The sequence below is a fragment of the Crocosphaera sp. genome, assembly GCF_030064895.1.
Classification (GTDB): Bacteria; Cyanobacteriota; Cyanobacteriia; order Cyanobacteriales; family Microcystaceae; genus Crocosphaera.
Genome location: NZ_JASJEB010000073.1, coordinates 1 through 15,076 on the forward strand (window position 1 = coordinate 1; position 15,076 = coordinate 15,076).

At 36.4% G+C, this 15,076-nt stretch carries 13 protein-coding genes; 10 read left to right on the forward strand and 3 right to left on the reverse strand.

Annotated features, from left to right (window positions below; translation table 11 throughout):
- Positions 1-321: 321 nt before the first annotated feature.
- A complete protein-coding gene (gene pflB, locus QNJ66_RS15990) occupies positions 322-2,610 on the reverse strand; it encodes a formate C-acetyltransferase (protein ID WP_300508632.1) in 2,289 nt (762 codons plus the stop codon).
- A gap of 425 nt (positions 2,611-3,035) precedes the next feature.
- Here pflB and hoxE point away from each other — a divergent pair, with 425 nt between their 5' ends.
- The 5 genes from hoxE (at position 3,036) to QNJ66_RS16015 (ending at position 7,972) form a co-directional block, all read left to right on the forward strand.
- A complete protein-coding gene (gene hoxE, locus QNJ66_RS15995; protein WP_300508634.1) occupies positions 3,036-3,566 on the forward strand; it encodes a bidirectional hydrogenase complex protein HoxE in 531 nt (176 codons plus the stop codon).
- A gap of 5 nt (positions 3,567-3,571) precedes the next feature.
- Positions 3,572-5,200: a NuoF family protein gene (locus QNJ66_RS16000; RefSeq protein WP_300508636.1), complete on the forward strand. Its 1,629-nt coding sequence runs from the start codon at positions 3,572-3,574 to the stop codon at positions 5,198-5,200.
- The gene (gene hoxU, locus QNJ66_RS16005) at positions 5,190-5,915 is read left to right on the forward strand and encodes a bidirectional hydrogenase complex protein HoxU (protein ID WP_300508637.1); all 726 of its coding nucleotides are present in this window, start codon (positions 5,190-5,192) and stop codon (positions 5,913-5,915) included. Before QNJ66_RS16000 ends, hoxU begins: the two co-directional genes overlap by 11 nt.
- Positions 5,916-5,982: 67 nt before the next feature.
- Positions 5,983-6,528, forward strand: a complete 546-nt coding sequence (locus QNJ66_RS16010) for an oxidoreductase (protein ID WP_300508639.1) — start codon at positions 5,983-5,985, stop codon at positions 6,526-6,528.
- 19 nt (positions 6,529-6,547) lie between these two features.
- Positions 6,548-7,972 (forward strand): Ni/Fe hydrogenase subunit alpha, encoded by a 1,425-nt coding sequence (locus QNJ66_RS16015; RefSeq protein ID WP_300508652.1) that lies wholly within the window; start codon positions 6,548-6,550, stop codon positions 7,970-7,972.
- Between the two features lie 39 nt (positions 7,973-8,011).
- Here QNJ66_RS16015 and QNJ66_RS16020 read toward each other — a convergent pair whose 3' ends face one another.
- Positions 8,012-8,704: a hypothetical protein gene (locus QNJ66_RS16020; RefSeq protein ID WP_300508640.1), complete on the reverse strand. Its 693-nt coding sequence runs from the start codon at positions 8,702-8,704 to the stop codon at positions 8,012-8,014.
- Between the two features lie 100 nt (positions 8,705-8,804).
- Here QNJ66_RS16020 and glp point away from each other — a divergent pair, with 100 nt between their 5' ends.
- The 5 genes from glp (at position 8,805) to QNJ66_RS16045 (ending at position 13,825) form a co-directional block, all read left to right on the forward strand.
- Positions 8,805-10,031, forward strand: a complete 1,227-nt coding sequence (glp, locus tag QNJ66_RS16025; RefSeq protein WP_300508655.1) for a gephyrin-like molybdotransferase Glp — start codon at positions 8,805-8,807, stop codon at positions 10,029-10,031.
- 243 nt (positions 10,032-10,274) lie between these two features.
- Positions 10,275-11,366 (forward strand): chorismate synthase, encoded by a 1,092-nt coding sequence (gene aroC / locus QNJ66_RS16030; RefSeq protein ID WP_300508642.1) that lies wholly within the window; start codon positions 10,275-10,277, stop codon positions 11,364-11,366.
- Positions 11,367-11,852: 486 nt separating this feature from the next.
- On the forward strand, positions 11,853-12,509 hold the full coding sequence (locus tag QNJ66_RS16035; RefSeq protein ID WP_300508644.1) for a DUF488 domain-containing protein: 657 nt from the start codon (positions 11,853-11,855) through the stop codon (positions 12,507-12,509).
- Positions 12,493-12,939: a DUF488 domain-containing protein gene (locus QNJ66_RS16040; protein WP_300508646.1), complete on the forward strand. Its 447-nt coding sequence runs from the start codon at positions 12,493-12,495 to the stop codon at positions 12,937-12,939. The genes QNJ66_RS16035 and QNJ66_RS16040 overlap by 17 nt, the downstream gene beginning before the upstream one ends.
- 67 nt (positions 12,940-13,006) lie before the next feature.
- The gene (locus QNJ66_RS16045) at positions 13,007-13,825 is read left to right on the forward strand and encodes a hypothetical protein (protein ID WP_300508648.1); all 819 of its coding nucleotides are present in this window, start codon (positions 13,007-13,009) and stop codon (positions 13,823-13,825) included.
- A 540-nt stretch (positions 13,826-14,365) separates the two neighbouring features.
- On the opposite strand, the gene QNJ66_RS16050 is transcribed toward QNJ66_RS16045, so the two are convergent.
- On the reverse strand, positions 14,366-15,076 hold a 711-nt coding region (locus QNJ66_RS16050; protein WP_300508650.1), incomplete at its 5' end, for a transposase.

The window sequence follows — 15,076 nt, forward strand, 5'->3', positions numbered from 1 at the left end:
TAGCAATAGACAGGCTAGTTAGGACACATAAATTATATTTTAAGGGAACAGGGAACAGGGAACAGGGAACAGAAAAATGTCCTAATAGCTTTGGCGACTGCTATATATAGCAGTCAGTAATTATATGTGAGAAGCGAGAATATATAAGGACATAATAGTATTATCTCTCTACAAACTATGTCCTTGTAGGGGTTTAACAATGTTAAACCCAGAAAGCTGATTTTCTCACAACTGAAACCTGATTGTTATAGAGGAGAAGAGAAGGAAAAAATATCACTAAAATTTAATTCTCCCTAGTCTCCCCAAACTCCAAATATCAAGTTACATTTGCTGATGGAAAGTACGATTAATTACGTCTAATTGTTGTTCCCGACTCAACTTAATAAAGTTAACAGCATATCCAGAAACACGAATGGTTAACTGAGGATATTCTTCAGGATGATCCATCGCATCTAGTAAAGTTTCTCGGTTGAGAACGTTAATATTAATATGATGGCCTGTGTCGTAGAAATAACCGTCCAACATTCCCACTAAATTATTGATCTTGGCACTGTCATTATTGCCCAATGCTTGCGGCACAATAGAGAAAGTATAGGAAATACCATCTTTAGCGTTATCGTAGGGTAATTTAGCAATAGAAGCCATAGAAGCCAATGCACCTTTGGTATCTCGTCCGTGCATTGGGTTTGCACCCGGTGCAAAAGGTTCTCCTGCTTTGCGTCCATCCGGTGTACTACCAGTCTTTTTACCATATACCACGTTGGAAGTGATGGTTAAAATGGACTGAGTAGGGGTTGCTTGACGATAGGTTTTGTTTTGGCGGATATTGTTCATAAAATCGCTCAAAACCTTGGCAGTAATGGTGTCTGCGCGTTCGTCATTATTACCAAATTTGGGATAATCTTCCACCACTTCGTAGTCAACCGCTAATCCTTCTTCGTTGCGAATCACTTTAACTTTTCCATATTTAATGGCTGCTAAAGCGTCCCCAACCACCGATAAACCCGCAATACCGCAGGCCATCGTCCGATAAACGTCGCGATCGTGTAAGGCCATTTCTACCGCCTCGTAGCAATATTTATCGTGCATATAGTGGATGACATTAAGGGTGTTAACGTAGAGTTTAGCTAACCAAGCCATCAACAGGTCAAACTTAGCACTAACCGCCTCATAATCAAGATAATCATCGGTGATAGGTGCATAGGGAGGGGCGACTTGTTCCCCTGATTTTTCGTCTTTTCCGCCATTAATAGCGTATAGTAAGGCTTTCGCGAGATTTACCCTGGCCCCAAAGAACTGCATTTGTTTACCAATTTTCATGGCAGATACACAGCAAGCAATACCATAATCATCCCCAAATTCTGGGCGCATTAAATCGTCGTTTTCGTATTGAATGGAACTGGTATCAATAGAAACCTTGGCGCAGTATTGTTTAAAAGCAGTGGGTAATTTTTCTGACCAGAGAATGGTTAGATTGGGTTCAGGAGAGGGTCCTAAGTTGTAGAGAGTATGAAGAAAACGGAAACTATTTTTAGTAACCAGGGGACGGGCATCTACTCCCATACCCCCAAGGGTTTCGGTGATCCAAACGGGATCAGCAGCAAATAACTGGTTATATTCGGGGGTGCGTAAAAAGCGAACCATCCGCAGTTTCATCACGAATTGATCGATAAATTCTTGCGCTTCGGCTTCGCTGATAACCCCTAATTTTAAGTCTCTTTCGATGTAAATATCGAGGAAAGTAGACACACGGCCTAAGGACATAGCTGCGCCATTTTGTTCTTTCACCGCAGCTAAATAACCGAAATAGGTCCATTGGATCGCTTGTTGACTATTGGCCGCCGGGTTACCTAAGTCGAACCCATAACTTGCACCCATGCTTTTCAGTTTTTTCAGGGCTTTAATTTGTTCTGAAATTTCTTCTCGTAAACGGATCAAGTCCTCATCCATTACATCGTATTCGAGGGAAGATAACTGTTTTTGTTTATCTTTGATGAGAAAATCCACACCATACAAAGCTATACGGCGATAATCACCAATAATTCGGCCTCGTCCATAAGCATCGGGTAAACCGGTGATAATGCCAGAGTGACGGGCTTTACGCATTTCGCTGGTATAAGCGTCAAAAACGCCGTCATTGTGGCTTTTTCGGTATTCTGTAAATGTTTTATTGGTTTCGGGATCGATGGTGTATCCGTAAGCTTCTAAGGATTTTTTGACGACTCGAATACCACCAAAGGGCATAATTGCACGTTTGAAGGGTTTATCGGTTTGCAGACCGACAATTTTTTCTAAGTCTTTATTAATATAACCGGCATCATAAGCAGTAATACTAGAGGGAATTTTAGTTTCTGCGTCTAATACTCCTTTTTCTCGTTCTTTTACCATTAAGGCTTTTACTTCGTTCCAAAGGGTATCTGTTGCTGGGGTTACTGTTTCTAGAAATGATTCATCTCCTTGATAGGGTATGTAATTTTTTTGAATAAAGTCTCTAACGTTAACTTCTTTAACCCATTCTCCTTGTTTAAATCCTTGCCATGCTTCTTCTGTTGAAGTTAGTTGGCTTTTTAATGTAGAAACGTTTCTTTCCAGATCAAGATTACTAACCATATATATATCACTCAAGTGTATTTCGTTGCTTTACACTTGCCTCCTTAACTTCATTTTATCCCGTTTAATTAAGATTGGTTTCTGCTTAACTTATCTTTAATATAATTTACAGAAATTTTCATTTTCATTTAGGAATAAAAAAATTAGTTAGAAAATTTAACTGTCATTGGTGACGTACGAGGAATCTCCTTCAAAGATGAAACTTCCCACACTCCCCAACCTCACTCAACCGAAATATTGATACACCCAATTGAAAAGTTTTACTCATGGTACTTTTAGTCAGCATTATGTTGTTTATAAAAAAAATATAAAAAAAGTGTTAATGTTTAACCACTGATGTTTACAATAATAGTTATAGGCTTAAGAAGATTCAATCGATTAAACCTTGAAAATTTAACCAAAAAACTGCAAAGTTGAGGTGATTTATGGAAACTAAACTGCTGAAAAATAGTCCGAAGTCCTCAAAGAAAATTCAAAGTTTAAAAGAAGAAAAAATAAAAATCGTTGATCTTAGTCTTAAAAGAAATCAGTACCGTCAAGATGCCTTAATCGACATTCTCCATAAAGCTCAAGAATGTTCTGGTTATCTTGAGCTTGATATTTTGGAATATATTGCCCATGCTTTAAAACTGCCTCTAAGTCATGTTTATGGGGTGGCAACTTTTTATCATTTGTTCTCCCTTAAACCCAGTGGTAAACATAGTTGCTCTGTTTGCTTAGGAACTGCTTGTTATGTAAAAGGAAGTGATAAAATTTTGGCAGCATTACAACAAGAATTAGGCATAAAAGTAGGAGAAACCACCACAGATCAAGAAGTTTCATTGTTTTCAGCAAGATGTTTAGGAGCTTGTGGCATAGCCCCAGCCGTCCTTTTTGATGGGAAAATTGCTAGTAAGCAAACAGTAGAAAATGTATTAGAAAAAATTAGAAATTTGCAAGAGGATGGAGCAGAATAATTATTATGAACATTGAAGAACTTATAGCCATTCAAGAGGAAATTAGAAAAGAAAGAGCGCAAAAACCCAAACAAATTCGATGTTGTACCGCATCGGGATGTATTTCTGGCGGTGCAGAAAATGTAAAAAAAAGTCTCAATGAAGCCATAAAAGAAGCCCATTTAGATGAAGAAGTGGAAGTTCGTAGCGTTGGCTGTATGGGAATTTGTGGTAAGGGTCCTTCTATGGAAATTGATCCAGAAACAACCTTATATCATAACGTTTCTCCCGAACATACACCCGCAATTATTGCCAGTTTAAATCAGACTAATACTACAGAAAACTTACCAGAAAAAGGGGATCTTAATCATCCTTTCTTCACTTATCAAAGGCTAATTGTTAGAGAGAATAGTGGTAAAATTGATCCCGAAAGTATTGATGACTATATTGCTGAGGGTGGTTATCAACAACTACATCATGCCCTCTTAGAAATGACCCCAAAAGATGTTATTCAAGAAGTAATTACAAGCGGGTTGAGGGGAAGAGGTGGCGGAGGCTATCCTACAGGGGTAAAATGGTCCACGGTGTCGAAAATGCCCACACAGCAGAAATATGTCATCTGTAACGCCGATGAAGGCGATCCTGGGGCGTTTATGGACCGGGCTGTCTTAGAAAGCGATCCCCATCGGATCTTAGAAGGTATGGCGATCGCAGGCTATGCAGTAGGGGCAAATCACGGATATATCTACATTCGTGCTGAATATACTTTAGCTATCCAACGCTTAGAAAAAGCCATCCAACAAGCCAAACGATACGGCTTAATAGGGTCACAGATTTTTGATTTCCCTTTTGACTTCAAAATTGACATTCGTATTGGAGCAAAAGCCTTTATCTGTGGAGAAGAAACCGCTTTGATAGCCTCATTAGAAGGCAAACGAGGAACCCCTCGTCCTCGCCCTCCTTATCCTGCCATTGCTGGATTAAAGGGAGAACCAACACTAATCAATAATGTAGAAACCTACGCCAACATTGTACCGATTATACGAGAAGGGGGAGATTGGTATGCTAGTATTGGCGGCAAAAACAGCAAAGGAACCAAAGTTTTTGCTTTAGCTGGAAAAGTAGAAAATAACGGATTAATAGAGGTTCCTATGGGGATCTCTCTCCGCACAATTGTCGAAGAAATGGGAGGAGGTGTCGGGGGCCAAGGAATGGTAAAAGCGGTACAAATGGGAGGGCCTTCTGGGGGATGTATTCCCAACCATTTATTAGACACACCGGTGGAATATGACTCCTTACAAAAGTTAGACACCATTATGGGATCGGGGGGAATGATTGTTATGGATCAAAACACCAGTATGGTAGAAATTGCCAGATTTTATATGGATTTTTGTAAAGAAGAAAGTTGTGGCAAATGTATTCCCTGTCGAGCCGGAACAGTACAATTATCTGATTTATTAACTAAATTCATTAATCACCAAGCCAATGAACAAGATTTAGACAAATTGGAAGTCTTATCTCAAATGATCAAAGAAACTAGCTTATGTGGTTTAGGAAATACTGCCCCTAACCCAGTATTAAGTACCTTACATTATTTTCGAGAGGAATATTTGAGCTTAGTTCAATCAACTTCAGGACAAAAAAATGAGTGTTAAAACATTAACTATTAATAATCAATTATTAGCAGCATCAGAAGAAGAAACCATTTTAGACGCGGCCCAAGCAGCTAATATTTACATTCCCACTTTGTGTCATTTAGAAGGGGTTTCAGACGTAGGTGCTTGTCGTTTGTGTTTAGTAGAAATTGAAGGCAGTTCTAAGTTGCAACCTGCTTGTGTTACTCCTGTCCAAGAAGGAATGGTGGTACACACAGACACAGAAAAATTAAAAAACTATCGACGGATGGTAGTAGAACTTTTGTTTGCAGAGGGAAACCACGTTTGTGCTGTCTGTGTGGTTAATGAAAATTGCGAATTACAGAATATGGCCGTTACCGTTGGGATGGACCATACCCGTTTTCCTTACCGCTTTCCTCAGCGAACCGTTGACCTTTCCCATCGAGTATTTGCTATAGATCGTAACCGTTGTATTTTATGTACTCGATGTGTTAGGGTTTGCGATGAACTTGAAGGATCTCATGTTTGGGATGTAGCTGATCGTGGGGATAACTCTTTTATTATTTCAGGACTCAATCAACCTTGGGGAGAAGTAGATGCTTGTACTTCTTGTGGCAAATGTTCTGAAGCTTGTCCTACCGGTGCAATTTTCCGCCAAAGAAGCACGGTAAACGAAATGCAACATCACCCGGAAAGAATAGCTATTGCCAGAAAAAGAAAAGAGAAAAGGCAACAGAAACAACAGAATGGATAAGATAATTATTCTCGGGGCTTAATTTTATTAAACCCATCCACAAGTAACCAATTTACATAAACAAATTATGAAAAAGATTAAATTAGCAACAGTTTGGTTAGCCGGATGTTCAGGGTGTCATATGTCTTTTTTAGACCTGGACGAATGGTTATTGGAGTTAGCACAAAAAGTGGACATAGTGTATAGTCCTATTGCTGATGTTAAAGACTATCCTGATAACGTTGATGTTTGTTTAGTTGAAGGTGCGATCGCTAATGAAGAAAACTTAGAATTAATTAAAGAAATTAGAAGAAAAACTAAGTTAATTATTTCCTTTGGAGACTGTGCTGTAACTGCTAATGTTCCAGCTATGAGGAATATGTTAGGACCGGCTGAAACGGTGTTAAAACGTTCTTATTTAGAGTTAGGAGATATTACCCCTCAACTACCCGAAGAACCGGGTATTGTCCCCGAATTATTAGATAGAGTCAGTCCGGTTCATGAAGTGGTTAAGGTGGATTTATTTTTACCAGGATGTCCACCCAATGCTGATCGAATTCGTGCTGCAATTGAACCTTTATTAGAAGGTAAAAAACCGGTTATGGAAGGACGAGAAATGATTAAATTTGGTTAAGCTATAAATAGAGGTAATGATGTCTAAAACAATTGTAATTGATCCGGTAACTCGTATCGAAGGCCATGCTAAAATTTCTATCTTTTTAGATGATAATGGTCAGGTGGATGATGCTAGATTTCATGTCGTAGAATATCGAGGATTTGAGAAATTTTGTGAAGGTCGTCCTATGTGGGAAATGGCAGGAATTACTGCAAGAATTTGTGGTATTTGTCCAGTTAGTCATCTCCTTGCTTCTGCAAAAACAGGGGATAAAATTTTGGCTGTAGAAATTCCGATCGCAGCAGAAAAACTAAGAAGATTGATGAATGTAGCCCAATTTACTCAATCCCATGCGCTTAGTTTTTTCCACCTCAGTAGTCCTGATTTTCTATTAGGATGGGATAGTGATCCAGCAAAAAGAAATGTCTTTGGTTTGATAGAAAACGATCCAGAATTAGCTAAAAGTGGTATTCGTTTAAGACAGTTTGGACAAACAATTATTGAAATTTTAGGGGCAAAAAAAATTCATGCAGCTTGGTCTGTACCTGGAGGTGTAAGATCACCATTATCAGAAGAAGGTCAACAATGGATAAAAGAAAGACTGCCAGAAGCTTATGAAACTGCCAATAATGCCCTTAGCTTATTTAAAGGACTTCTTGATAAGTTTGAGACAGAAGTTAAAACATTTGGTGACTTTCCTTCTCTGTTTATGGGGTTAGTTGGAGAGGAAGGACTTTGGGAACATTATGGGGGAGATATCCGCTTTACTGATAGTGAAGGAAATATTGTTGCTAATAACCTAAAAGAAGAAGATTATCAAGACTTTATTGGGGAGTCGGTAGAAAAATGGTCTTATCTCAAATTTCCCTACTATAAACCATTAGGATATCCCCAAGGAATTTATAGGGTTGGTCCTTTAGCAAGACTAAATATTTGCTCGGGTTTTGGCACAGAAAAAGCAGATCAAGAACTAGAAGAATTCCGCGATCGCGCTGGTGGTATTGCTACTTCTTCCTTCTTTTATCATTATGCCAGATTAGTAGAAATTATTGGTTGTTTAGAACGTATTGAAAAGTTAGTTAATGACCCCGATATTTTATCAAATAAAACCCGTGCTAAAGCAGGAATTAATAACTTAGAAGGAATCGGGGTTAGTGAAGCCCCAAGGGGAACTCTTTTCCATCATTATAATGTAGATGAAAACGGCTTAATTAAGAAAGTTAACCTTATTATTGCTACAGGAAATAATAACTTAGCCATGAATCAAACGGTTGCACAAATAGCCAAACATTATGTTGATGGAAATGCCATGACAGAAGGAATGTTAAACCGTGTAGAAGCAGGAATTCGTTGTTATGATCCTTGTTTAAGTTGTTCTACTCATGCCGCCGGACAAATGCCTTTACATATTCAATTATTTGGAGCAAATGGGTACTTATTAGATGAAGTTTGCCGAGATTAAGAACTAATTAAACTTAGTTAGTCCAATTAAAAAATTCTGTTAATTCTCTTGATTTTCTTGCATTTGTTGATGAGCAACGGCTCTTAATTTTCCGTAAAAGTCTGAAGAGTCTGAAAGAGGAACAAATTGATTAATTGGGCGTGGGGTTTTCTCTGTTTCTGGGCTAGTTCTATCTTCTAATTCTGGTTGATCTTTTGTTGGGTTATCTCTCTCAACTGGGTGAGAATCACCATTGTTGGAGGAGGTTTCGTTCTTCTTTTGACTGGTTAATTTTTCTGAGGCTAAGGAAATGGGCATAACTATTTTCTTAACTAATTCTTTAATTGGGGTTAAAGTAATAATAGTTTTTGAGGGGGTTATGGGAGATTGCTCTGGGAACAATGGTTTATCTTCTTCTTCTTCTTCTTTTTCTCCTTCTTCTTGTTCAAAGTTGTTATAATCAGTCAAGTCTTTGATCAAGAGATTACCTGTTATAAATCGTTCAAATTCGTGGGTAAAATGATAGGTGGGTTGTCCCAATCGTTTCCAGAGGTCAAGAATATGCTCAACAGAAATAGCTTTATAACGCCCTTGATAGAGGGCTTCGATAATTGCTAAACGAATCCAATAAACTGAATAAGATGCCGTCCACTTCTCAATTAACTCAGAAATGGCAATTTGTGTGATCTCGAATCCATAACGAGTCAATAATGCTTTTATTTGATTGAGGTTGTTGTCATTGCACTGGTCCATAGCATCTTTAATTATCCCTATTGCCACTTTTTTAGCACATTTTCGCTTTAACAATATGGCAATTTATATTTTTTTTTGGAGAATACAGAATACCATGACAATGATTTCGGTTCAAGAAGCTCAAAAAATTATTCTCGACTTAGTAACCAGTTTACAAGAGACAGAAACTATAGACTTAGATCAGGCCACGGGAAGAATTTTAGCTGAAACCGTTACCGGTGACCTCGATTTTCCTTATTGGGATAATTCTGCTATGGATGGTTATGGAGTGCGCTTTGAAGATGTTAATGAAGGCAATACAAATCAACCAATTAGCTTAAAAATTGTGGCAGAAATTCCAGCAGGAATTAAACCTGAAATATCAATTCAATCGGGGGAAGCTTGTCGCATTTTTACCGGGGCAATGTTACCTGATGGTGTGGATACAATTATTATGCAAGAGAATACTCAACAACAAGGAAAACAAGTTCTTGTTTTATCTTCTCCTAAATATTGTGGCGAATTTGTGAGAAAAAAAGGTAATTTTTATCAAGCTGGAGAGATTTTATTGAGTGCAGGAACTAAAATTAATGAGCCAGAAATGGCTATTTTGGCAACGGCACAATGTTCTAAGGTTACGGTTTATCGTCGTCCCCGTGTGGCTATTTTATCTACAGGAAATGAATTAATTACGACTACTCAAAAGTTAGAACCTGGACAAATTATTGATTCTAATCAATATGCTCTTAAAGCATTTATTCTTAAAAATGGGGGAATTCCTATCTCTTTAGGAATTGTTGAAGATGAACCGAATCTGATTAAAGAGAAAATTATAGAAGCAATAAACTGTGCTGATTTTGTTTTATCAACTGGTGGTGTTTCTGTTGGTGATTATGATTATATAGACCAAATATTAGAAGAATTAGGGGGTAAAATTTCTATTAGTAGTGTTGCCATGAAACCCGGCAAACCTTTAACAGTAGCTAAATTTGATAATGGATGTGTTTATTTTGGTTTACCGGGTAATCCTGTGTCTGCTTTGGTTGGTTGTTGGCGATTGGTTAAACTTGCTTTATATAAGTTATCAGGAATAAAAGGAGACTATAAACCACAATTAATTACGGTAAAATCTAATCATGATTTATCTTCTCAGGGTAAACGAGAAACCTATATTTGGGGACAGTTAAAACTGGTAAATGGTGAATATCTATTTATCTTAGCTAAGGGACAGCAAAACTCTGCTAATTTAATTAATTTAGGATTTACAAATGCTTTAGCTATTTTACCTATAGGGGTAACAAAAATTAAGCAAGGAGAAACTGTTACAGTTCTGATGTTATGTAATTGATGATAATTGTTTATCCTATTTTCATCAATTTAGACTAGAAATTTTTATATTGTAGGGTTCAACGATCGTTGGACCTTACTTTTTGAAATTGATATTACATTTATTGAATAAAACATAGTAATCATAAATTCAAAATCTTAGTGAACATAAAGATGTTTTATAAAAAAATAAACAATAGTTTAGATTGTAATTACTCAAACGGGTTATAATAAGAAAAGACAAAATTAATTCTGATCTAAAAATATGGGTAACACCTTTGGCCATCTATTCCGTATTACAACCTTTGGAGAATCTCACGGGGGAGGAGTCGGGGTTATTATTGATGGTTGTCCCCCTCGTTTGAATCTATCAGAAAGTGATATTCAAGGGGACTTAGATCGTCGTCGGCCTGGACAAAGTAAGATTACTACACCGCGTAAAGAAACAGACACTTGTGAAATTATGTCAGGGGTGTTTCAAGGGAAAACATTGGGAACACCTATTGCTATTTTAGTCCGCAATAAAGACGCGCGATCGCAAGATTACAACGAAATGGCTGCTAAGTTTCGTCCTTCCCACGCAGACGCAACTTATGAAGCGAAATATGGTATCAGAAATTGGCAGGGTGGGGGGCGATCTTCTGCGAGAGAAACTATCGGTAGAGTAGCAGGTGGTGCAATTGCGAAAAAAATCTTGAAGCAAGTTGCTAACTTAGAAATTATTGGCTATGTAAAACGTATTAAAGATTTAGAAGCAAACATTGATCCAAATACCGTTAGTATCGAAGAAGTAGAGAGTAATATTGTTCGTTGTCCTGATCAAGAAATGGCAGAAAAAATGATCGATCTGATCGATAAAACACGACAAGATAAAGACTCTATTGGAGGTGTAGTTGAATGTATTGCCCGTTGTGTTCCTAAAGGGTTAGGAGAACCTGTTTTTGATAAATTAGAAGCAGATTTAGCTAAAGCTGTCATGTCCCTTCCGGCCAGTAAAGGTTTTGAAATCGGTTCAGGTTTTGCAGGAACTTTATTAACAGGAAGTGAACATAATGATGAATTTTATATTGATGATGACGGCAATATTCGCACCAAAACGAATCGCTCAGGAGGTATTCAAGGGGGAATTAGTAACGGAGAAAATATCATTATTCGTGTTGCTTTTAAACCCACTGCTACCATTGGAAAAGAACAAAAAACAGTTACTTCTGATAGTGAACAAACAACTTTAGCTGCCAAAGGAAGACATGATCCTTGTGTTTTATCTAGGGCAGTTCCTATGGTAGAAGCTATGGTTGCCTTGGTATTATGCGATCATTTATTACGTTGGCAAGGCCAATGTAAAGTGTTAACTTAATGGTCTTAATTTAGTGGAAAATTAGCTTACTTTCCTATTATCATATTAAGCAGATTTATTATTAGTATAGTGAGCAAAATACTCACACTCTTGTGTCTGAAACTGACTGAAAACGACTAGATAAGACTATATAACAAGAAAAGCACTTGAGGTCTTGCCTTGTTTCGACCTAAGTGCTTTTCTCTTAATTTTCTCACACCACACAATCACTCTTTCACACCACAATCGAACTGAATCGATTAATAATAAATGTAAAAGTTTTATTCTGAAACGGCAAGCAATAATAGACAGTTTGAAAATTGTCATAGTGTAAGCCTTAAAGCATAAACTTTTTAGAAAATAAATCTTGAGAATTAATAAAATATTGTTATGTATATATGAATTTGTGCTACTCCTAATCAGAGTCGGGAATATTTAGTGTTATGTGTATAAAGAATATATGCTATAATGATTAAGGATAGTTATTTTTTCACTATTATAGTAATCATGAAAAATAAATTATTCACAATTGGTCATTCTAATCTCGATATAAAAGACTTTGTCTCTTTACTAATCCAACATAATGTAACAGCATTAGCAGATGTTCGCTCATCTCCTTATAGTCGATATTTACCTCATTTTAATAGAGAAAATCTTAAAAATGTACTGTTAAATTCTGGAATAAAGTATGTTTTTTTAGGTGAAGAATTAGGAGCAAGGACAAAAGATGAAAGTTGTTATGTTGAGGGTAAAGCTGTTTACGAAAATATCGCTCAAACTCAGTTATTTGCCCAAGGAATTGAGAGAATAAATAAGGGATTACAAGATTATAATATTGCTTTAATGTGTGCTGAAAAAGATCCCATTACTTGTCATAGAGCGGTTTTAGTTTGTCGACATTTAAAGGTTTCACTATTAAATATTAATCATATTTTACAAAATGGAGATTTAGAACCTCATGATAATTTAGAGAAAAGATTATTAGAAATTCATAATTTGGATCAATCACAAAAAGAAACTACTGTACAATTAAGTTTGTTTGATCATAATTCTGCCCAAACTCCTGTCCCAACTTTATCACCGGAAGAAGCTCTAAAAGAAGCTTATAGAAAACAAGGTGATAAAATAGCTTATGTAGAGAAAAACTATGCAAAAAAACATTAATTTATCAACCATAGGGTTTACTAAAAAGACTGCACAAGAATTCTTTGAAATACTGAAAGAAGCAAACATTAAACGAGTAATTGATATTCGATTAAACAATGTTTCTCAGCTTGCCGGATTTGCTAAAAAGAAAGACTTACAATATTTTCTTAAAGAAATTGCTGATATTGATTACATTCATCTTGTAGATTTAGCCCCCACTAAAGAAATATTAGATGATTATAAAAAAAATAAAAGAGAATGGTCGGTTTATGAACAAAAATTCACAGATTTGATTACTAAAAGGGAAATAGAAAAAAAACTTGACCCTGAAATAATAGAAGATAGTTGTCTTTTGTGTAGTGAAGCAAAACCCCATCATTGTCATCGTCGTTTAGTTGCAGAATATCTCAGCAATCACTGGGGAAATATGAAAATAAATCATCTTTAGGGTGTATTAATTTAGTCGATAATTTGGGTATTTTAAGATTATATCCCTCTTCAATCCTCTAAAATATATGACCGAAATTATTTGTTTAGCTAACTCTTTGAAAATGCAAGAACGCTGCATTGCAGGAATTAATCCAGCAACAGGTCACTGGGTTCGTCCTATTTGTTCTCAATATCCTGATGATGGTCGTGTTCCCTCTTCAATACGGTTAATTAATAATCAAGAACCATCATTATTAGATATTATTGATATCCCTTTGGAAGCAACAGGAAATAATTTTGGATTTGAGTCAGAAAATTTGACCATTGCACCAGGAAAATGGAAAAAAATAAAGTCTCTAGCAGCAACAGATTTACTTGAATATTGTTCTGAAACTGATTATATTCTTCATAATTCATCTAAATATGTGACTGTTGATTATTTACAAAGTCTTCCTTCAGAAAAAAGCTTGACACTTCAATTAATTTATGCTGAAAAATTACTGATTAAAGAACAACCAGGAAGTATGCTAACAGCTACAGTCTGGAAAGGTTCAATTATCAATCAACAAGGTCAACAATTAACAGATGTGAACATTACTGATCCAGCATTTATTGAGCAACTAGAAACTGATTATCGTCCTAGTAATCCTTGTTTAGTTACTGTTAGTTTGAGTATGCCATATCGTCCCCCAAATTGGAAAAAAGAAGATGCTCCTTGCTGGAAATTAATTGCAGGAGTAATAGAATTATCCGATATCGATTTAATTTTAGTGGAAATGAAACGACTTGGTTGGACAATTGACCAGGGACGAAATTATTTACAAAAACATTATCAAAAATGTTCACGTTCTTTATTAACTAATGATGAAATTCAAGAATTTTTAAGCTATTTAAAATATCAATAAAAAAATCGTCTTTTCTGTATTAAGAATCATAAGATGACAATTTAAGCATTTTTTAGTCCTTTATTTCCAATATTGAGATGGTTGAGATTTGCCAGAACAACCTCGGTAATTTTTCAGCACAAATAAATGCTGTCAATAATCTAGAAACGTGAGTTAGGAGTTAGGAGTTAGGAGTTATAGCAGTCGCCAAAGCTATTAGGACATTTTTCTGTTCCCTGTTCCCTGTTCCCTGTTCCCTTAAAATATAATTTATGTGTCCTAACTAGCCTGTCTATTGCTATATAATTTTTTTAACGAGAAAATGAAGGTTTGAGACTTCTGATTTGAGTCAGTTTTCTCGAAATTTCCTTATATCGAACTCAGGTTAGAAATGAATTTTGACTATTGCGCAACAGTAGTCTGTCCAAAATTGAGAGATGAATTTTGACTCAGCGTATTAGGGTTTTTATGTTAGATAAGCGATCACTTTTTTACTGTTGCGCAACAGTAGTTTGTCCACAATGGATTGACATACTCCCACCACTAATTGCTTCGCTCTTGCTACGCAATATAGTGGGGGATTCTCTCCGTATCACTACTAGAGATTCCTTGTTCAACGAGACAACTTAGATTATCAATGTTACCATTGAGAACCCAGAGGTCGGACTCTCCCAAGGCTATGGAGTCGGTTTCGATATGCCCTACCGTACCGTTGAGATGTTCTCCCAAATATTTCAACCCCTTCTTAAGAATGTTTATTGCTGCGTTATGATCCCTATCTAAGACTGTTTTACAATTAGGACATTGATGAGTTCTGGTACTTAATGACTTCTGAACTCTTGTGCCACAAACCGAACAATCTTGACTGGTGAAATGGGGAGGCACAGCAATACAAACTACGCGATAAATCTTAGCAAAATAATTCAACCATTGGGTGAATTGATACCAAGACGCATCAGAAATAGATTTAGCAAGCTTATGGTTCTTTACTAAGTTTCTAATCTTTAAAGCTTCATAGACTACCAAATCATTAGATTGGACTAACGCCAAAGCATCTTTAATTGCTTTGTCTTTACGCTGTCTTGATACTTTAAGATGAAGCTTGGCTACTTTTACCCGTTGCTTGTGATAGTTGTTAGACTGTCTCGAACCTTTACGGAACCGTTTTGATAATCGTCTTTGCGCTTTTTTAAGGCGTTTTTCAGACTTTCTCAAATAGCGAGGGTTATCAACAGTATTTCCCTGAGCATCAGTATAAAACTCTTTTAAACC

What these genes read in the sequence shown, in the direction of transcription:
- pflB (WP_300508632.1), bottom strand. Translation starts at nt 2,610, where the DNA reads ATGGTTAGTAATCTTGATCTGGAAAGAAACGTTTCTACATTAAAAAGC.
- hoxE (WP_300508634.1), top strand. Translation starts at nt 3,036, where the DNA reads ATGGAAACTAAACTGCTGAAAAATAGTCCGAAGTCCTCAAAGAAAATT.
- QNJ66_RS16000 (WP_300508636.1), top strand. Translation starts at nt 3,572, where the DNA reads ATGAACATTGAAGAACTTATAGCCATTCAAGAGGAAATTAGAAAAGAA.
- hoxU (WP_300508637.1), top strand. Translation starts at nt 5,190, where the DNA reads ATGAGTGTTAAAACATTAACTATTAATAATCAATTATTAGCAGCATCA.
- QNJ66_RS16010 (WP_300508639.1), top strand. Translation starts at nt 5,983, where the DNA reads ATGAAAAAGATTAAATTAGCAACAGTTTGGTTAGCCGGATGTTCAGGG.
- QNJ66_RS16015 (WP_300508652.1), top strand. Translation starts at nt 6,548, where the DNA reads ATGTCTAAAACAATTGTAATTGATCCGGTAACTCGTATCGAAGGCCAT.
- QNJ66_RS16020 (WP_300508640.1), bottom strand. Translation starts at nt 8,704, where the DNA reads ATGGACCAGTGCAATGACAACAACCTCAATCAAATAAAAGCATTATTG.
- glp (WP_300508655.1), top strand. Translation starts at nt 8,805, where the DNA reads ATGATTTCGGTTCAAGAAGCTCAAAAAATTATTCTCGACTTAGTAACC.
- aroC (WP_300508642.1), top strand. Translation starts at nt 10,275, where the DNA reads ATGGGTAACACCTTTGGCCATCTATTCCGTATTACAACCTTTGGAGAA.
- QNJ66_RS16035 (WP_300508644.1), top strand. Translation starts at nt 11,853, where the DNA reads ATGAAAAATAAATTATTCACAATTGGTCATTCTAATCTCGATATAAAA.
- QNJ66_RS16040 (WP_300508646.1), top strand. Translation starts at nt 12,493, where the DNA reads ATGCAAAAAAACATTAATTTATCAACCATAGGGTTTACTAAAAAGACT.
- QNJ66_RS16045 (WP_300508648.1), top strand. Translation starts at nt 13,007, where the DNA reads ATGACCGAAATTATTTGTTTAGCTAACTCTTTGAAAATGCAAGAACGC.